An 18,049-nucleotide genomic window follows, 5' to 3' on the forward strand; every position below is an offset into this window, starting at 1 on the left:
CTGATCCGAGGCGAACACTAACCCGCCAGCGTAGGCACGACCGGACCGCCCAGTTCAATGGCCTTTTTATAAGCCGGACGAGCCATAATCCGTTGTCCATAAGCCATTGCTGCGGGTCGATTTGCGAGCATTCCAGCCGCGGTTGCCAATTCTATGACATAGGCGATATTGATATCCGCACCGGTAAAACCATCGCCAACCAGATATTCGCGATTGTCGATATGATGCTCGACATAATCGAGAAGTTTAACCACTTCCCCTTCGACAAAAGGCGCATAGCCTTCGCCCAATCCGCCGAAACGCGGGGCGAGCATTTGGACAATGACGGGATTGGCCAATGTTCCCTCAGTAAAATGCAGCCATTCCAAATATTCGGCCCGTTCTTTCGAACCGGGTGCAGGCGCTAATTTGCCGTCGCCATATTGCTCCAGAATATATTCGATAATGGCGCCTGACTCCATCATGAGATGGCCGTCAATAATGGCTGTCGGCGCTTTGGCGAGCGGATGGATAGCAGCAAGATCAGCCTGCGCCCGCATGGTTTCGGGATGGCGTTGGTGACGCACCATTTCATAGTCCACGCCCAATTCCTCAAGTAACCAGATGATGCGCGTTGAACGGCTATATTCCAAATGGTGCAAAATGATCATATTCTGGGCTCCTGTTGCGGGATATGCATTATCCACTCTCGATGAAAATAATGCGCAATGTGCCAGCTTTCTCCAGCGAGTCCAGACAGATTTCTTATCGCTTGAAAATCAATAGGTCTAATGGCCGACAACCCCAAGGCTTTCAAAGGGGCGATCATTGTCGCTATATTTTTCGACCAGCGTAGCGCTGGCCTCATTTAGACCGATAAGCTCCACTGTCTTGCCCTCATTTTGCAATCGCTCGACAATTTTATCGAGCATCCCAGTTGCCGATATGTCCCAGAAATGCGCGTCATGCACATCGATGATCACGGTATCAATATCTTGTTCATTAAATTCCATCGCTTCGTAGAGCATATCTACAGAGCCGAAAAATATCTGTCCGCCGAAGACATAGCGATGAGTAGTGACTTCGACAAAATCCTGAATGGTAACCAATTGCCTTACTTTCCAGGCAAAGAATATGCCGGAAAGCAAGACCCCGGTAAGCACGCCAATCGACAGATCATGCGTTGCAACAACCATGACTACCGTTGCGATCATCACGACGTTGGAAGGCCATGGATGATGCATGATTTCGGTAAAGCTCTTCCACCGGAATGTGCTGATCGAAACGAAAATCATGACGGCAACCAAAGCAGGCATCGGAATTTGAGCAACCAGCGGCCCAAGGCCAACGATCAGGATGAGCAACATCACCCCGGCGATAAAGGTCGAAGCGCGGCGACGACCGCCGGACTTAATATTGATCACGGATTGGCCAATCATTGCGCAGCCGCCCATGCCGCCAATCCAACCGGTGACAAAATTGGCAATGCCTTGCCCATAGGTTTCGCGCTTCTTGTCACTGCGGGTCTCGGTCATATCATCGACAATTGAGGCCGTAAGCAGAGATTCCAATAGCCCCACAGCCGCCATTGCAAGCGAATAGGGTGCTATAATCCGCAAGGTTTCCCAAGTGATCGGAATTTGGGGAATATGAAACCATGGCAAACTATCAGGCAATTCACCCATGTCGCCCACTGTTGATACATCCACTTTGAAATAGATGCTGATACCGGCCAGCACAACAATCGCCGCCAAAGGAGACGGCACCCAACTGGTCAGCTTCGGCAAGCCATAAATAATCGCCAAGCCAGCAGCGACCATGATGTAAGTTTGCCAAGTCATCGCTTCACCAGTCAGTTGCGGCAATTGTGCCATGAAGATCAGAATTGCCAGCGCATTGACGAAACCGGTGATCACAGATCGCGAGACAAATCGCATCAACATATCCAACCGCAGCAAAGCTGCTATGGCCTGAAAAATTCCCATTAATATGGTTGCCGCGAAAAGATATTCGACCCCATGGTCGCGCACCAATGGCACGACCAAAACCGCCACCGCGGCAGTCGCTGCACTGATCATTCCCGGCCTGCCACCAATAATCGAGATGATTACCGCGATCGAAAAGCTCGCATAAAGCCCCACGCGCGGATCAACGCCTGCGATAATCGCAAAACCAATGGCTTCGGGAATCAAGGCCAATGCAACCACAAGACCAGCCAAAAATTCTGTCTTCGGATTGGAAAGCCAATCGCGTTTAAAATCGTTGTGAATAGCCATGAAATCAGTCCCTACCGGCAAAATGAATATGCCATGCTGCAACGCAGCATCATCGCGGCGGGGCATGAACTATTGGTCGATAGCCGTCAAGCTTGGCTTGGAATATTGGATTGGGCTATCATTCAGCGTGACGAAAATCATCGGTGACAGTGGCAACTGCAGCTATTTCTTCTTCATGTCCAATTTCGCGATGCGGCTCTGCCAGAGCCTGAGCTTCCCATTCTCCCATGGCCGGATGCGCGATGATATGATCCACCCAAGCGCGCGCCTTTTCACCGATATCCAGATCAAAGCTGCGCACGCGATAAGCCACGGGCGCAAAAAATGCATCCACGGCGGTAAATTCTGTGCCCGCCAGCCAAGGGCCGTCAAAGCTGTCAATCCCTTGCGCAAAAAGCTCTCCAATGCGGTCGATATTCCGTTGCAATGGTGTTTCCACGGCATGTAGTTGCGCGCGAACTCCGACATTCATCGGACAAATATTGCGGAGAGCCGCGAAACCACCATGCATTTCCGCGGCGGCACAGCGCGCCCAGGTCCGCGCCTTTTCCTCTTCCGGCCAGACCCCCGGATGACGCTCGGCCAGATATTCGACAATCGCCAGCGAATCCCAGATCGTCCGGTCCCCATCTTTCAAGCAGGGCACTTGCGCATTGGGGGCAAAGGCGCGAAACCGGTCGTAATTTTCCGCTTCGAAATAGATAATTTCGTTGGCAAATGGGATATCCAACGCTTTCATCAATATCCAAGGGCGCAAGGACCAGCTGGAATAATTCCGGTTTGCGGTAATCAGCGTGTAACTCATAAAGCCTCCTTAGGAGAGAGATAGTGGGGATCATGATGAAAAGGTGGCTCGCGCTCTTCGGCCAACGCCGCTAAAATACTAGCAAAATCGGTCTTTGACCGAAATCCTAACAGCCGCTCGGCTTTGCCTGCATCATAAATGCGGTCAATATGATCCGGCAAAATCCAGCCTTTTTTGTCATATAGGGCTTTGGCCTCGGGGTAATAGCGAGCGATAACCGCGGGCGCATTGGCGATAAGCTGCGCGCAATCTGTGCGTCCAAACGGCGTAGGCGCTGACAAAATAAACGTCTCGAAACCGAGATCAGCAATGCCATTTAAAGCCACAACATGGGCCTCCGCAGCATCTTCAACAGTCAATCGGCGGTTTAGAAATTCATTGGCTTTTAGATTGGGACCACTTGGCATTATTAGCGTGTCATCATCCTCCGGGAAAAAACGTCCTGTACGCAGAACCGCGACGTTTATCCCGTGTAGCTTGTGGAATAGACGGCACAAGTGCTCCGCAGATATCTTGGTCACGCCATAGATATTGCGCGGTTTCAAAGGGCCAAATTCTTCATCCAACCAAAAGGCCTGCTCGGCCCCGCCCTCACGGCCGGCACGCACCGTTTCTGAAATCATCAATGAAGTGGTGGACGTAAAGATAAATCGGTCATGACCGGCCTGCACTGCGGCTTCCAAGAGATTGAGTGTGCCGGTCACATTGACATCGACAAAGGCGCTATTCGGATAGCGGACAATATCAGGCTTATGCAGCGCCCCCGCATGGATTACCGCTTCAATGCCATGGCCGCGGAAAGTCTTGTCGATCAAAGTGCGGTCCGCCACCGTGCCGACAATATCTGTGTGGTCTCCGGGCGCAATATCAAGACCGATTACTTTGTGACCAATCGCTTCAAGTCTAGGTGCGAGATGCCGCCCTAACCAACCAGATGAGCCGGTGAGCAGCAGCTTCATCAGCCCCCCCCGATCAACTCGCGGCCGATCAGCATGCGGCGAATTTCATTGGTCCCGGCGCCAATGTCGAGCAATTTGGAATCGCGCCAGTAACGCTCTACCGGCCAGTCGGTTGTATAGCCGGCGCCGCCCAATGCTTGAACGGATTCTTCTGCTACTCGGACGCTGCTTTCGGACGCATACATGACCGCGCCTGCCGCGTCGAAACGGGTTGTCTGGCCTGCGTCACAGGCTTTGTTTACGGCATAGACATAGGAGCGCGCGCTGTTGAGCCGGACATACATATCGGCAATCTTGCCTTGCATCAGCTGAAAGGTGCCAATTGGTTTGCCAAACTGCTTGCGCTCACGGACGTATGGAATAACGGTATCGAGGCACGCCTGCATAAGGCCCAAGGGAATTGCCGCCAGCACCGCCCGCTCATAATCCAGACCGGACATGAGCACGCCTACGCCGCCGTTAATCGGTCCCATGACATTTTCTTCCGGTACTTCACAATCATCAAAGACCAGTTCCGCTGTCGGGCTGCCTTTCATGCCGACCTTCTCAATCTTCTGACCGATGGAAAAACCCTTCATATCTTTCTCGATCAGAAAGGCAGTAATACCTCCAGAACCCGCATCCGGACGGGTTTTGGCATAGACGACCAACGTGTCCGCATCCGTGGAATTGGTGATCCAGAATTTGGTGCCATTTAACAAGTAACCGCCTTGAACTGCTTCGGCCTTGAGTTTCATCGAAACCACGTCCGAACCAGCACCGGCCTCCGACATGGCCAGCGATCCGACATGTTCACCAGAAATCAGTTTGGGCAAATATTTGGCCTTTTGTTCCGGCGAAGCCCAGCGGCGGATCTGATTGACGCAAAGATTACTATGCGCCCCATAGCTCAATCCCAGTGCGGCGCTTCCCCGGCTCACTTCTTCAACGGCAATTGCATGCTCCAAATATCCCAAACCCAAGCCGCCATCGGTTTCTTCCACCGTCACGCCGTGCAATCCCAAGGCGCCCATCTGTTCCCACAGTTCGCGGGGGAACCAATCTTCGCGATCCATTTTCTCAGCCAATGGACTGATTTTTTCATCCGCAAAACGCCGGGTGGTATCACGGATCTGGTCAGCCATTTCACCAAGCTGAAAATCAAAATCGGGAGTCGCTATCATGGGGTCCTCTTCTTTCTGCGATGCGCATATCATATTTGGTTGCGACTGCGACCAAAATTTCTGACAATTTTTCCGCCGGCGGAACGCTTCCCGGCATTGCCGATCGGACTTAGCAATGCCATAGGCGCAGCCATGCTTTATGATCTTGCTCGCCCGTTTATTTTTTCCGTTGACGCGGAAAAAGCGCATAGCCTAACCATCGCCGGATTAAAGGCGTTGCCGCTTGGCCCTGCGCCGCATTCTGACTCGGTTTTGGCCACCACCATGGCCGGTCTCCATTTTCCCAATCCCGTCGGCATGGCGCCAGGCTTTGATAAAAATGGCGAAGTCCCCGATGCTCTTGTCCGCATGGGTTTTGGCTTTGCAGAAGTCGGCACACTGACCCCGCGCCCGCAAACTGGCAATCCGAAGCCGCGGATCTTCCGGCTTCCTCAGGATCGCGCAGTGATTAATCGCCTGGGCTTCAACAACCAAGGCCAGGACAAAGCGATCCCGCGCTTGTCCCGCATGCGCCGGCGCATGGCAAAAGGCCTGCTCGGCATCAATATCGGCGCCAATAAAGATAGCGACGATCGAATTGCCGATTATGTTATCGGTGTGAAGAATATGGCCCCTCTGGCTGATTATCTCACGGTGAATATTTCCTCTCCCAATACGCCCGGTTTGCGCGCCTTGCAGGATAAGGGTGCATTAGAAGAGTTGTTAAGCGCCGTGATGGAAGCACGTGGCGATGATCGTCCACGTGATGATCGTCCACCGGTTTTTCTCAAGGTGGCTCCTGATCTCGAACCTGCTGATATTGAAGATATTGTCGACGTTTCGATGAAACAGAAAATTGATGCGCTGATAATTTCAAACACGACCATCAGCCGTCCAGACCTACTCTCCTCCAACAAGCAAGAAACCGGCGGGCTATCTGGCAATCCGCTCAAATCGCTTGCGCTCCAAAGATTGCGAGATTTTCGGGCCACCAGTGGCGGCAAAATACCGCTTATTGGTGTGGGCGGTATTGCGTCAGCAGAAGATGCCTATGCCCGAATCAAGGCCGGCGCAACCTTGGTGCAAATTTATACCGCGATGATTTATGAAGGACCAGCCATCGCCAAAAGGATTAATCGTGAATTGGCAAAAATGGTAAAGCGGGACGGATTGACATCTATTTCTGAGGCCGTCGGTGCAGACGACAAATGATTTGCCAAAATGCTGCGCCGTCCATAAACTTGGGACCATGAAAAAACTCCTGACTTTATTCGCTTTTTCCCTGCTCATTCCCATGGCCGCACCGGCTATGGCGCAAAATGCCGGCACTGCTGCGTCCGCCCATCCCGAAGCAACCAAAGCAGGCTTTGAGATGTTGCAAGCCGGGGGATCGGCAACAGATGCCGCCATGGCGATGATGCTCGCATTGACCGTGGTGGAACCGCAATCCAGCGGCATTGGTGGCGGCGGTTTTTTCCTTCATAATGACGGAAAAAATGGCTGGATGGAGACGATTGACGGACGTGAAATGGCGCCCGCCGCGGCATCGGAAGATCGTTTCCTCGATGCAGAAGGCAAACCATTAGGGTGGAGACAGGCAACGCCGGGCGGCAAGTCTGTCGGCGTACCGGGAAATATGCGATTGATGGAAATGGCGCATAAAAAATGGGGCAAATTGCCCTGGGCGAAGTTGTTTGAACCGGCAATTCGCCTAGCCGATCAAGGCTATGCCGTCAGCGCGCCCCAATATGATTGGCTGAAACGTCTCGAAAAACTATGGGTCAAATTTCCCGACATGCAGAAATTATATTGGCGCAATGGGGCGCCGGCGCCGCGCGGAACGATTATCAAAAACCCGGAACTGGCAGATTTGCTGAGAGATTTGCAATCCGGTGGTGCTGACGCTTTCTATAGCGGCGCAACCGCTGCCGCCATTTCAGCAGCAGTTGCGAATGCGCCGCAAAACCCGTCAGCAATAACCGCAGAGGATTTCTCAAATTATCGTGCAATATTGCGCCGGCCGGTTTGCTCCACTTATCGCGAATATCGCATTTGCGGCATGGGTCCACCCTCATCAGGCGCCACCACGGTATTGCAAATTCTGGGTTCGATAGAACGATTTGATATGAGCCGCTTATATAAAGACGAACCGGCACGCGCTTGGCATGTCATTGGCGAGGCCATGCGGCTGGCTTATGCGGATCGGGAAAAATATCTCGCCGATCAGGATTTTGTATCAGTACCGGTGGATGGCCTGATTGATAAAAATTATTTGGCCGAACGCTCTGCGCTTATTGCCTTGCAACGAGTCCGCCCGGAATTTCCTGATATGGAAACCTATCCCGCAGGTCATCCGCCCGGTGCGATGCCCCGGACCGCCGCCCTTTCCTCAGAAGTGGCAGGAACCACGCATTTTACCGCTGTCGATAGTGACGGCAATATTGCCAATATGACCTCAACCGTTGAAGGCCCGTTTGGCAGTCAATTATTGGCCCGGGGTATGGTGTTGAACAATGAATTGACCGATTTCACCTTTGCTCCCGAAAAAAATGGAGCGCTGGTGGCCAATCGGGTGCAGGCGGGGAAACGCCCGCTTTCTTCAATGTCTCCGACGATTGTTTACAATGCCGAAGGCAACCCCATTCTTGCGCTCGGTTCCGCTGGTGGCAAACGGATCATAATGCATGTCACCAAAACATTGATCGGCGTCCTCGATTATGGACTGACGCTCGAACAAGCCATGGCCATGCCGAATATCTATTTTGGTGGCGCCGGCCTTTTGATTGAAAATAACAGCGACTTAGTGGCTTTGAAAAATGATCTGGCGCGGCTTGGGCATACCGTCGTGACCAGCAATTTACCGTCAAAACTAGCTGGTGCCCAAAAAACCGAGCAAGGTTGGGTTGGAGCCGTCGACCCGCGCAGCACCGGAGAAGCTGTCAGCGAGCTGCCTTAAACCATTGCCCGCAGTCCAGAACCGCGCTAGCCTATAAGCACAATAGGGGCTTGGCTGTTAACGCCTAAGCCACGCGAGAGGGTGATGAAAGTGTCGGCAAAAAAAGCAACAGATCGTTATTTGGAATTTGACGGTTTTTCAAATCTGGTATCCATGTTCTTCCAGCGAGCAGAAGAAGGCGGCGATCAACCTTTTCTGAGCGCCAAGATTGACGGCGAGTGGCAATCAATCAGCTGGGCAGAGGCTGCACGACAGGTTGCCGCGCTGGCAAAATCCTTTGAGAAACTGGGACTGAAACCCGGTGACCGGGTCATGCTGGTTGCGGATAACTGTCCGCAATGGTGTATTGCTGACTTGGCTATCATGGCCGCCAAATGCATCACGGTTCCAACCTATACAACCAACACACCGAGCGACCATCAGCATATTCTGGACAATAGCGGTGCTAAGGCCGTCATCGTATCCGACCAGAAACTGGCGCAAAATCTCATTCCTTCAGTGATCAAATCGGCAGATGCCGATATTGTGATTGGCATGTCCGATTTACGCATTGGTCAATCTGGAGATTTTGCCATTCACCAATGGCACAGCCTCGTCGAAGGCACCAATGAAGATGTTGCCGACATCCGCGCCGAGGCCGCCCAGATTAATCGCGATGATGTCGCCTGTATCATTTACACCAGCGGCACGGGCGGGAAGCCGCGCGGCGTGATGCAGCCCCATGGGGCGATTTTGCACAATGTCAAAGGGCCGAGCGAAGTTATTGAAAATGACTTTGGCTGGGACGACGAAGTCTTTTTGTCGTTCCTTCCGTTAAGCCACGCCTATGAACATAGCGCCGGACAATTTTTTCCCATCGGGCTTGGGGCACAGATTTTTTATTCCGAAGGATTGGAAAAGCTGGCATCCAATATCGAAGAAGTCCGGCCAACAATCATGGTTGTGGTCCCGCGGCTGTTTGAAGTTTTGCGGGCGCGGTTGATTAAAACTGTCGAGAAACAAGGCAAAATGCCCAATTATTTGCTGGGCAAGGCACTGGCCATGGGTGAACGCGAAGCGGATGGCAAGAAACGCAAGCGCGACAAACCAATGGATATTTTCCTCAACAAGACGTTGCGGCCCAAAGTCCAGAAACGTTTTGGCGGCCGGATCAAGGCAATGGTCTCCGGTGGCGCACCGCTCAATCCCGATATTGGCGTGTTTTTTCAAGCCCTCGGCCTCACTTTATTGCAAGGCTATGGTCAGACTGAATCCGGTCCGATCATCGCTTGCAACCGTCCACGCACCGGTTTGAAAATGGACACGGTTGGCCCGCCCATGATTGATACCGAGGTAAAAATTGCCGAGGATGGTGAGATATTGGTGCGCGGAGAATTGGTCATGAAAGGCTATTGGCGCAATCAGGCTGAAACCGATCGGGTGATAGTAGATGGATGGCTCCATACCGGCGACATTGGGTTGATCGACGAAGCCGGACGCGTGGCTATCACGGACCGTAAAAAGGATTTGATCGTCAACGACAAAGGCGAAAATGTCGCGCCGCAAAAACTGGAAGGCATGCTGACATTGCAACCGGAAATTCTTCAGGCCATGATTGTAGGTGACAAACGTCCTTATATGTCTGGCCTCGTCGTGCCGGATCCCGAATGGGCGCTGGAATGGTCTCGCAAAGAAGGTATGGCCTATGATTTCCTGAAATTGCAGGCCAATCCGGCGTTTAAATCTGCCGTCAGCGCTGCAGTCGACCGGGTAAATAAGAATCTATCAGTAACAGAAAAAGTTCGTCGGTTTGAATTTGCCGACGAACCTTTTGCGATTGAAAATGAAGAGCTGACGCCAAGTATGAAAATTCGGCGGCACATTATTCGTGAACGCTATCAGGATCGGTTGAACGCGCTCTACAAAAAATAGAGCCGTTCAAACCTTCACCGACTACCCTTCTGTTTTGGTATAGGGTACAAAGCTACTAAACGAGCAGCTGTCAACAAAGGCGCCGCTGTTAAAATCTTCTACCAATCCAATTTCCCCGCGGCACAGATTGCCCGAGAATCTTCGTGTAACCAGCGTGTGCCGATCAACGTCACGACAACCGCCATGCGGCTGATTGACATAAACAGTTTTGGCATTTCTTGTGCGGCTATAGATGAGATATTTATCGCCCACGACGCGCATATTTTTCTGATCATTCCGGCTAATACAGCTCACCGGTTTTCCGGCGGTGCGACCTTCGACAATCTTGTCAAAACTGGCCTGTTCCTTTTCGCTGAGCTTCACTTCTGCGGTGCCGCTCAACGCTGCTGGCGCTGCAAGCATCAGCGCGAGGGGTAATGTGAAAATAACTTTACGCATGACGATTCTCCTTCGACGCCCCCATCAACGCGATAACATATCATAAACGCTCCAAAAAAAGAAATCAGCGATCAGAAATTATCTTTGGCTTCCCGTCGTTCGGCCAGCTGTTCGGCTGAATTTGCGCGCATAAAGGGGTTTGTTGCGGCTTCCAGCGCAATGGTTGTAGGTATTGTAGCTTCGCCTTTAGCCCTTGCAATCAGCACCGCGTCCATCCGTTCTTTCAGGGCGAGGTTGTCCGGCTCGGCAACCAAAGCATATTCCCCGTTGGCCTGAGTATATTCATGGGCACAATAGACCATGGTTTCTCCGGGTAATTGCCCCAATTTTTGCATATTGTCATACATTTGCGCAGCGGTGCCTTCGAATAATCGTCCGCAACCCATGGCGAAAAGCGTGTCTCCGACAAATATCGCCTGTTCATCCCCTACATGAAACGCAATATGCCCGGCGGTATGGGCCGGGACATCGAGCACCGCAGCGGTAACAGACCCCAGACGCACCGCATCACCTTCTTTCACCATGACATCCAGTGTCGGAATGCGCTCTTTCTCGGCTTCTGGTCCAGTAATTTTACACCCGGTCGCAGCCTTAATCGCGGCATTTCCGCCGGTATGGTCTGGATGCCAATGGGTATTCCAAATTTGCGTTATGGTCCAACCGCGCGATTGCGCTTCCGCCAGAACCGGATCTGCAACGGCAGGATCGACGACCATGGTTTCTTTGGATTCAGGTTCATGAACCAGCCAGACATAATTGTCGGACAATACGGGAATTCTGATGATTTCGAGTGCCATAAGGCAAAGATAGCAGCTTAACCGCAAGCCGCAAATGCCAAAAGGGAAATTAACCTTATTTCAAGGCCGTTACGCTAAGAAACAGGCTCGGGATGTGGGGACGCAAAATGCGGTATTTTTGGCTATTGCTGCTGATTCATTTGGGAATGGCTTGGACCACCCCTGTCCTCGCCGCGCCTTCAGGCAAAGCAGCGTGTACAGCGCAAACTCCCCTGGATTTTGATTTTGCGGATATTCTCGCACAGCCTGAGCTTAAAAATTGTGGTGATAAACGCTGGAGCATTGAAGGCCCGCGATCCTGGCTATTCTTCGATCACCCGCGTATCAGTCACGATACCAAACAGCATTATCTGATGACAGACATCAGTAGGTTCAGCGCAATCACTATGTTTGTAGAGGATGTGGACGGCAATATTTCTTCGCGCAAATGGTCTCCACAAGAAGCAATTTCAGGATGGCAGACCGGCTCGGTGATGGCGCTGGAGATTCCCGCTATCGAATCTCGCATCGCGAATATTGCTGTGGCCATCGATCATCCCTGGATGAACAGTATGCTGACCAAGGCGACGATTACCGACAATGTGAAAGATGGATTACAATCGCAAGCTATCTTGCTGATCATTTGTGTTTTTGTTGGCCTCGCCATTGCCCCGATCATTTATAATATTGCCTTCTATCAAATTCTAAAAGAACGGTTTTTGCTTTGGCATTTGGCCATGACATCCGCTTGTCTAGCGTATACGGTTTGTTCCTCCAGCTTGATATTCTACATCTGGCCCGGACTTCGTCTTGAATTTTTGGCAACATTCACACCGCTGATATTTGCGGCCGGTGTCGCCTCTGCTTCAATGTTTGCGGCCTGCTTTCTCGAGGAAGGAAAATTATCGCCTGTTCTGCGCAAAGCTTTGCGCTGGGCGGTGCTCTGGCTGATGACCATGGCTATGGTGACCAATATTCAGATCGAGATTATCCGTCCCAATGCCAATATGCTATATTTCTTGGCCTTCGCGCCAGTTTTGATCCTGTTTGTTGCTTCCATTTCCCAAGGATTGTGGAACGGCAGTCGCGCTGCCAAATTTCAGCTAATTGGCTGGACACCCATGCTGTTGGTTGCGGTGGAGCGATTATCTCGCGGCCTGACCTTGCACAGTGCACCTTATTGGTTCGATCATCTGTTCTATGCGGCTGCCGCCATTGAGATCACAGTGATCGCATTGGGTGTCGCCGATCGCTTCATGATCGTGAAACGCCAACGGGACACTGCCCGCATCCAAGCAATTACATTAGAAGAGCTGGCGGATACCGATCCTTTGACACAGCTCAATAATCGCCGCGCAATTGAACGCGAATATCTCGACCATCGTGCGGACATTACCGCGCTGGCAATTTTTGATCTGGACCATTTCAAGCAAGTCAACGACCTGCATGGTCACGAGACCGGTGATATGGTTTTGGCTGTCGCCGCCCGCGCCCTCGATGCCGGCACAAAATCAACCGCTGCACGCATTGGCGGTGAAGAATTTGTATTGCTGATTAAAGCGCCCAATGCGTTGCAAGAAGCGGAACGATTGCGCCAGGGAATAGCGCGCCAGATCATCCACAATGTCCCTGGGACAATCGGCCCTGTCACGGCCAGCTGCGGGCTTTATCATCTGTCCGAAGCGGATCGGAACAAGAGCTTTGCCAATATTTATGCAAAAGCGGACAAGCTTTTATATCAGGCCAAAAATGCCGGCCGAAATCGAGTAAGCTGTAACGATGCGCCGATACGGAAAGTATCTTTTCCGAAACTGACCGCACCGCGCAAATCAAAAAAAGTGGCTTAGATTACCACTCGCCGATATTTTCCATGCTTGCCCATGGCTCTTGAACAGGCAATCGATCGCCCGCTTGCAGCAACTCCACCGAGATATTATCGGGCGACCGCACAAATGCCATATGGCCATCACGAGGCGGACGATTAATCGTCACGCCGGCATCCATCAATGTCTGACACAGCTCATAAATATTATCGACTCGATAGGCCAAATGGCCAAAATTTCGCCCCCCATTATAGTCTTCCGCGCTGCCATCTTCTGCCGGCCAATTATAGGTCAGTTCGACTTCAGCCACATCTTTCTGCCCCGGCGCCGCTAAGAAAATAAGCGAAAAACGGCCTTGTTCACTGTCATAGCGCCGCACTTCCTCCAGTCCGAGCAAATTGAAAAATTTGACGGTGGCATCGGGGTCGCTGACGCGCAGCATGGTGTGTAAATATTGAATCGGCATCAGAGGTAGTCTCCATTCATCGCTATTCAGAAACGGTTCATCGCAGTTGAAGCAAAGCCGTACCAGGGTGGCAAGGACAGTTTAGATCGCTTGGATCGAGAGGGAAAGAGCTATGACTGAGAATATCGAACACACCAAATTTTTAGATAAGAAAAACAATATATTATTATTATGCTCTGGATTGCTGACGATTGGATTGATCGCTGGCGGCTATTTGTTGGGCGATGGATTGTTACGTTCCAAAATGGCTGACCGCAGTGTGACGGTCCGCGGATTGGCAGAACGCGAAGTCACCGCAGATCTGGCCACCTGGACGATTGCCTATAGCGCGCAAAGCAACAATCTTGCCGAAGCCCAAGCCGATATGGATCGCGACACCGCAGCCATAACAAAATTTTTCAATGAATTGGGTTTTAAAGCGGATGCCTTGAAACCAACCGGCGCCAATGTGAACCAATATACCAGCAACGGCATCACGCGCTACACTGTGCGACAGCGGTTATCCTTGCGCACGGACGATATTGAAAAAGCCCAAGCGGCCGTTGCCCGGCAATTTGATCTCGTACGCCGGGGAGTCGTCCTCGAAGACGGTTCAGGCATGAGCTACACGTTCACCAAATTAGATGAAATAAAACCGGAAATGGTTGCCGAAGCCACAAAAGATGCGCGCAAGTCAGCGGAACAATTTGCCAAAGACAGCGGTACCGATGTCGGCGGAATAAAATCCGCAACCCAAGGATATTTTTCGATCAATTCGCGCGATGGTGACGGTGGCGGCTATGGGGTTACCGATACTCCTTATAAAAAAGTCCGGGTGGTGACGACAGTCAATTTCTATCTCGACTAGACCCGCTTTGGGTTACACATTCTTAGCCCTGTTCGCTGGGGACATATGGCCATAGTAGATCAAGTAGAGCTTTCTATAGGATAGCCAGGCAGCCGCGACAAAAAGACCAACGGCTATGGCAAGCGCAAAAAGATAGGGAAGACCCAGCTCCATCAATATGTCCTTGATCGGCATAACCAATCCGTGGCCCACAAAGGCTGGAAAGGCCAATATGCCGGTGATGACCAACAAGCGCGTGGTCATCACCGCAACGTTCAGCTGAGCCGCTATTTTAAACGCAGCAAATAGCAACAAGATGCAGCCTGCAAAGGCGGGGAAAGAGAGGGGTTGGCCAGCCTCGATCAACCAGTCTCGCCCAACCAATGGTACAAGTAAGCCGCCCCCAATGAGAAGGATCAATCCATAAGTAACCGACTGTCGTACCAAATCTGTTCGATGCTGATTATCCCGCAGCCATAGTCCCATGGCGACACCAATGGCGACTTCGACGAGCATCAGAGGATAAGAATATTGGGCAATGAGCATGAGCCGGCCCAAACTCAACCAACCGGTGACGTCAGTATCAGCAAGTATGAAACGGAAAAATGTCGATAAAGCCAAAGCGATTGCTGCGATTAGCAGAGCACCCCATATGCGCGACGGGAGCAACCGCACAGCTTTTAGCAAAAACCCGGATGTCGGGACGATCATGAGGTAAAAGAGCAGTACGGTGTAAAACAGCTTTTCAGGCCATATTGGAGGAAAACCATCAGTAAATGCCATGCGTATCGCTATCACCAAAGCGCTGAGACCCACGCCAACGGCCAAGATTATGGTATTGGAAGACAGTTTTCGCCGGAGGCGCTCAGGTGATTTTTCCAACACAGTCATGTAGAGCAACCCTAGACCCATCCCGAAAACCATTGCGAATCCGGGAGTGCCGAGCCGAAAAGGAATGAAGCTCCATTGATAGGCTGCTTCCTTAAATGGCCCCATACGATCAAAGAAAAAGGGCATCCAATGGGCTGCAATGACCAGCAATACGAGCAAACCCCGGGTGCTGTTGAGGGCATCACTGAGCTGCGCCAATTGCCCACGCTGCACGGGCGCATCTTCTCGCGCGTCGTCTGGCAAACCCGCGGTGTCTTGTTGATCGATCAGCCGGGCTATGTCCCGGACACTGTGGCCATCAAAAATATGCCCCATCATGTCTTTGGAAAGCCCCGCTTGCTCGGCTCGTAACATGAGATTTATCGCTGACAACGAGTCACCGCCAATATCAAAAAAATTGTCGTCGGCTGTCACATTCTCAATACCCAAGGCTTCCGCCCATATATTGGCAATATTTTGTTCAGTCGGTGATAGAGGCGCGCTTATCTTATCGCCGTCCCGTTCAAATTTTCCGGCTAGCGCCTGATAGGGTTGGGCATTGTCATATAATTTGGTGATCTGTTTGCGTTGAATTTTTCCGGTATCGGTCCTGGGTATCGCGGATACCGGAACCAGAACGCAATCCGTTGGTGCTAGACCAAATTCTGATGCAACCGAAAGCGTATGTCTGTGCAAAGCAGCCGGATCGACTTCGGGTTCGTAAACAACCATTACCGCCCATCCCCTGAGCGGATCATTGCGGCCCGCTACGGCGAACTGACCGGCTGCTTTTTCCATTTGATCGCTTAACCGCTGCTCAAACAATTCTGCGGGCACTTTAATACCGCTTATATTGAGCAAGTCATCGGCCCGGCCGTGATAAGTCAATAAGCCGTTTTCCAGTGATCCGAGATCATTGGTAACGAGCCAGCCATCCGCTTGAGCCAGCGGCTCCACTGCTCCGTCCGTCAATATTCCATCAGCAAGATGCGGGCCGCAAATACAAATACGCCGATCATCGTCGATTTTCACATCGGCTGCGCCGGTGGGTCGGCCGACGGTTTCCAGTGCTGCTTCGGTAGCATCGCTAATGGTTAGGAAAGTCGTCCGAGACGCTTCAGTCAAACCATAATGTTGCACAATCCGCGCATTCGGAAAAATCGCGCGAATATCGGCTTTTTCCGATCCACTCATATATTGGCTACCAATTTCCAACCATTGCAGCTTGTCGCCGCAGGAAAGGAACAAATCTCGTTGGCTGATCAAAAGCCGTAACATGGTCGGCACAGCAGATAAGGCATTAATCTGACCATCGGTGAGCATTGCGGCTATTTGATCCGGCCGAAAGCCCGTCTCCGGCAGGAAAGCCTGTCCGCCCACGGCTGCTATCGCGCGAGCTCGACCAAGACCAAAGGAGAAGGTCACCGGCACGCCAATATATTCCCGGATGGACGAATCCATCGCCATAATGTCAATGAGCCGCGAGGTTACATCGCTTAGCGCCCGCCGGCTCAGCAGGACCGCTTTCGGTGTGCCGGTGGTTCCCGAAGTCAGACTAATCTGTGCGGGCTTTGGGCTCGGGTCTGGAGCCAAGCTCTGCGAAAACCAACCGCCGCCAGGACTAATGTCCACCCGATCATCTACAGACAGCCCGGTATCGGGAAGATCTTGGCCGGATGGCACGGGCATGATGACATCCCCAGCATTCCAGGCCGCGAAAACAGCCTGCAAATAGGCGACGGAACTCACTTTCTCAATCGCGATGACCCGATTTCCGTCCAATGCCATGATTAGCCCCTATTCATCTCAGCGCATTTGCCGAACGTCGCCTATCAACAGGCTTCTCAACTGTCCACCGTCCGCCCTTCTATCAACGCTTGATTCTCGATCAGAGCCTCAGTTAAAAACCGCATTAACAATTTGATGCGCGGCGTATCTTTAAGATCAGGATGGGTAAGAACCCAAAAGTCAGCAGCCGGCACAGGCGAACCGGCTTTAGGTATGCGGACAATTTCCGGATCAGGATCATTGATGTAGCAAGCGCTGCGGATCATCCCATGGCCTTGGGCCATCATCTTTTGACGCAGCGTGATATCGTCACTAATCATCAAAATCGGGGCGTCCGGAAAGGGGCTTTTGCTCAGCCAGTCCGATGGTCCGAACGGGTTTGATGCCGCAATCCAACAGCGATCTTCCGCTTTTGTCATTCTGAGATACTCGCGCTGGCAGTAATAGCTCAATGCATAAGGAAATAAACGCCGGCCGATCAAATGCTCCGGTGGATTTGCAACGCTGCGGATGACCACATCTGCTTCTGATCGATCGAGATCGGCAAATCGGTAACTGCTCTGCACTGATAATCTGATATCGGGATATTGATGGCAAAAATCGGCGATATAATCGCGCAACAAAAACTGCCCCAAAACATCCGGAATTGACAGCGTTATCGGACCCGATAGTCCAGTTTCACTGGCTTTGCGCCGACGGTCGGCAGAGAAGCTGAGCATTTCCATTTGCCGCGCTGCGCTGACCAATTCTATGCCCAGTTCTGTTTTTCTATAGCCGCTGGCAATGCGTTCAAATACAGGTTTGCCATAGCGTCTATTGATAACAGCCAGGCGCCGGGACACGGTGCTGTGCGTCACGCCCAATATCGCGGCCGCCGATCGGATTGTCACGGCCCGATCCAGAGCCAAAATGAATCGAAAGTCATCCCAATTTTCCATTGGTGCATTATTGCACCAAAATGAAATGATATTCATCCACAAATATCAGAAAACTTGCTTTATTGAGGTGCGATACCGCAACAAAACTCCATTCAC

15 protein-coding genes are annotated in these 18,049 nt (G+C 51.8%); 5 read left to right on the forward strand and 10 right to left on the reverse strand.

The window, feature by feature from the left end:
* Positions 1-17: 17 nt before the first annotated feature.
* From ABJU74_RS05020 to ABJU74_RS05040, 5 genes are all read right to left on the reverse strand, one after another.
* A complete protein-coding gene (locus ABJU74_RS05020) occupies positions 18-650 on the reverse strand; it encodes a glutathione S-transferase family protein (RefSeq protein WP_348383064.1) in 633 nt (210 codons plus the stop codon).
* A 117-nt stretch (positions 651-767) separates the two neighbouring features.
* A complete protein-coding gene (locus tag ABJU74_RS05025; protein ID WP_348383065.1) occupies positions 768-2,255 on the reverse strand; it encodes a SulP family inorganic anion transporter in 1,488 nt (495 codons plus the stop codon).
* 118 nt (positions 2,256-2,373) lie between these two features.
* A complete protein-coding gene (locus ABJU74_RS05030; protein ID WP_348383066.1) occupies positions 2,374-3,060 on the reverse strand; it encodes a glutathione S-transferase family protein in 687 nt (228 codons plus the stop codon).
* Positions 3,057-4,019: an NAD(P)-dependent oxidoreductase gene (locus ABJU74_RS05035; RefSeq protein WP_348383067.1), complete on the reverse strand. Its 963-nt coding sequence runs from the start codon at positions 4,017-4,019 to the stop codon at positions 3,057-3,059. Before ABJU74_RS05035 ends, ABJU74_RS05030 begins: the two co-directional genes overlap by 4 nt.
* A complete protein-coding gene (locus ABJU74_RS05040) occupies positions 4,019-5,182 on the reverse strand; it encodes an isovaleryl-CoA dehydrogenase (RefSeq protein WP_348383068.1) in 1,164 nt (387 codons plus the stop codon). The genes ABJU74_RS05035 and ABJU74_RS05040 overlap by 1 nt, the downstream gene beginning before the upstream one ends.
* A 132-nt stretch (positions 5,183-5,314) precedes the next feature.
* Between ABJU74_RS05040 and ABJU74_RS05045 the strand changes: the two genes are divergently transcribed.
* The 3 genes from ABJU74_RS05045 (at position 5,315) to ABJU74_RS05055 (ending at position 10,028) form a co-directional block, all read left to right on the forward strand.
* The gene (locus ABJU74_RS05045) at positions 5,315-6,373 is read left to right on the forward strand and encodes a quinone-dependent dihydroorotate dehydrogenase (RefSeq protein ID WP_348383069.1); all 1,059 of its coding nucleotides are present in this window, start codon (positions 5,315-5,317) and stop codon (positions 6,371-6,373) included.
* 37 nt (positions 6,374-6,410) lie between these two features.
* Positions 6,411-8,117 carry a gamma-glutamyltransferase gene (gene ggt, locus ABJU74_RS05050; RefSeq protein ID WP_348383070.1) on the forward strand — a complete coding sequence of 569 codons (1,707 nt, stop codon included), beginning with the start codon at positions 6,411-6,413 and terminating at the stop codon, positions 8,115-8,117.
* A gap of 153 nt (positions 8,118-8,270) precedes the next feature.
* Positions 8,271-10,028, forward strand: coding sequence for an AMP-binding protein (locus tag ABJU74_RS05055; RefSeq protein ID WP_348383152.1), 1,758 nt, complete (start codon positions 8,271-8,273; stop codon positions 10,026-10,028).
* Between the two features lie 21 nt (positions 10,029-10,049).
* Here the strand turns inward: ABJU74_RS05055 and ABJU74_RS05060 are convergent, their stop codons facing one another.
* Both ABJU74_RS05060 and gloB read right to left on the reverse strand, forming a co-directional pair.
* Positions 10,050-10,466 carry a hypothetical protein gene (locus tag ABJU74_RS05060; RefSeq protein ID WP_348383071.1) on the reverse strand — a complete coding sequence of 139 codons (417 nt, stop codon included), beginning with the start codon at positions 10,464-10,466 and terminating at the stop codon, positions 10,050-10,052.
* Positions 10,467-10,537: 71 nt separating this feature from the next.
* Positions 10,538-11,263 (reverse strand): hydroxyacylglutathione hydrolase, encoded by a 726-nt coding sequence (gloB, locus tag ABJU74_RS05065; protein ID WP_348383072.1) that lies wholly within the window; start codon positions 11,261-11,263, stop codon positions 10,538-10,540.
* Positions 11,264-11,370: 107 nt separating this feature from the next.
* On the opposite strand from gloB, the gene ABJU74_RS05070 reads away from it, so the two are divergent.
* Entirely contained in the window at positions 11,371-13,089 is a 1,719-nt protein-coding gene (locus ABJU74_RS05070; RefSeq protein ID WP_348383073.1) for a diguanylate cyclase, read from the forward strand.
* Between the two features lies 1 nt (position 13,090).
* On the opposite strand, the gene ABJU74_RS05075 is transcribed toward ABJU74_RS05070, so the two are convergent.
* Positions 13,091-13,531 (reverse strand): VOC family protein, encoded by a 441-nt coding sequence (locus ABJU74_RS05075; protein ID WP_348383074.1) that lies wholly within the window; start codon positions 13,529-13,531, stop codon positions 13,091-13,093.
* A gap of 112 nt (positions 13,532-13,643) precedes the next feature.
* On the opposite strand from ABJU74_RS05075, the gene ABJU74_RS05080 reads away from it, so the two are divergent.
* The gene (locus ABJU74_RS05080; protein ID WP_348383075.1) at positions 13,644-14,378 is read left to right on the forward strand and encodes an SIMPL domain-containing protein; all 735 of its coding nucleotides are present in this window, start codon (positions 13,644-13,646) and stop codon (positions 14,376-14,378) included.
* A 12-nt stretch (positions 14,379-14,390) separates the two neighbouring features.
* Here ABJU74_RS05080 and ABJU74_RS05085 read toward each other — a convergent pair whose 3' ends face one another.
* Together ABJU74_RS05085 and ABJU74_RS05090 are read right to left on the reverse strand one after the other, a co-directional pair.
* Entirely contained in the window at positions 14,391-17,015 is a 2,625-nt protein-coding gene (locus ABJU74_RS05085; protein WP_348383076.1) for an AMP-binding protein, read from the reverse strand.
* A gap of 56 nt (positions 17,016-17,071) precedes the next feature.
* Positions 17,072-17,989 (reverse strand): LysR family transcriptional regulator, encoded by a 918-nt coding sequence (locus ABJU74_RS05090; protein ID WP_348383077.1) that lies wholly within the window; start codon positions 17,987-17,989, stop codon positions 17,072-17,074.
* Positions 17,990-18,049: the final 60 nt, after the last annotated feature.

It is taken from the genome of Parasphingorhabdus sp. (assembly GCF_039982415.1).
Taxonomy (GTDB): Bacteria; Pseudomonadota; Alphaproteobacteria; order Sphingomonadales; family Sphingomonadaceae; genus Parasphingorhabdus.

Bases quoted from the DNA above. Each gene is read 5' to 3' on its own strand.
- ABJU74_RS05080 (WP_348383075.1), top strand. From the start codon at position 13,644: ATGACTGAGAATATCGAACACACCAAATTTTTAGATAAGAAAAACAAT.
- ABJU74_RS05055 (WP_348383152.1), top strand. From the start codon at position 8,271: ATGTTCTTCCAGCGAGCAGAAGAAGGCGGCGATCAACCTTTTCTGAGC.
- ABJU74_RS05085 (WP_348383076.1), bottom strand. From the start codon at position 17,015: ATGGCATTGGACGGAAATCGGGTCATCGCGATTGAGAAAGTGAGTTCC.
- ABJU74_RS05070 (WP_348383073.1), top strand. From the start codon at position 11,371: ATGCGGTATTTTTGGCTATTGCTGCTGATTCATTTGGGAATGGCTTGG.
- ABJU74_RS05075 (WP_348383074.1), bottom strand. From the start codon at position 13,531: ATGCCGATTCAATATTTACACACCATGCTGCGCGTCAGCGACCCCGAT.
- ABJU74_RS05030 (WP_348383066.1), bottom strand. From the start codon at position 3,060: ATGAGTTACACGCTGATTACCGCAAACCGGAATTATTCCAGCTGGTCC.
- ABJU74_RS05060 (WP_348383071.1), bottom strand. From the start codon at position 10,466: ATGCGTAAAGTTATTTTCACATTACCCCTCGCGCTGATGCTTGCAGCG.
- ABJU74_RS05020 (WP_348383064.1), bottom strand. From the start codon at position 650: ATGATCATTTTGCACCATTTGGAATATAGCCGTTCAACGCGCATCATC.
- ggt (WP_348383070.1), top strand. From the start codon at position 6,411: ATGAAAAAACTCCTGACTTTATTCGCTTTTTCCCTGCTCATTCCCATG.
- ABJU74_RS05045 (WP_348383069.1), top strand. From the start codon at position 5,315: ATGCTTTATGATCTTGCTCGCCCGTTTATTTTTTCCGTTGACGCGGAA.
- gloB (WP_348383072.1), bottom strand. From the start codon at position 11,263: ATGGCACTCGAAATCATCAGAATTCCCGTATTGTCCGACAATTATGTC.
- ABJU74_RS05040 (WP_348383068.1), bottom strand. From the start codon at position 5,182: ATGATAGCGACTCCCGATTTTGATTTTCAGCTTGGTGAAATGGCTGAC.
- ABJU74_RS05035 (WP_348383067.1), bottom strand. From the start codon at position 4,019: ATGAAGCTGCTGCTCACCGGCTCATCTGGTTGGTTAGGGCGGCATCTC.
- ABJU74_RS05090 (WP_348383077.1), bottom strand. From the start codon at position 17,989: ATGAATATCATTTCATTTTGGTGCAATAATGCACCAATGGAAAATTGG.
- ABJU74_RS05025 (WP_348383065.1), bottom strand. From the start codon at position 2,255: ATGGCTATTCACAACGATTTTAAACGCGATTGGCTTTCCAATCCGAAG.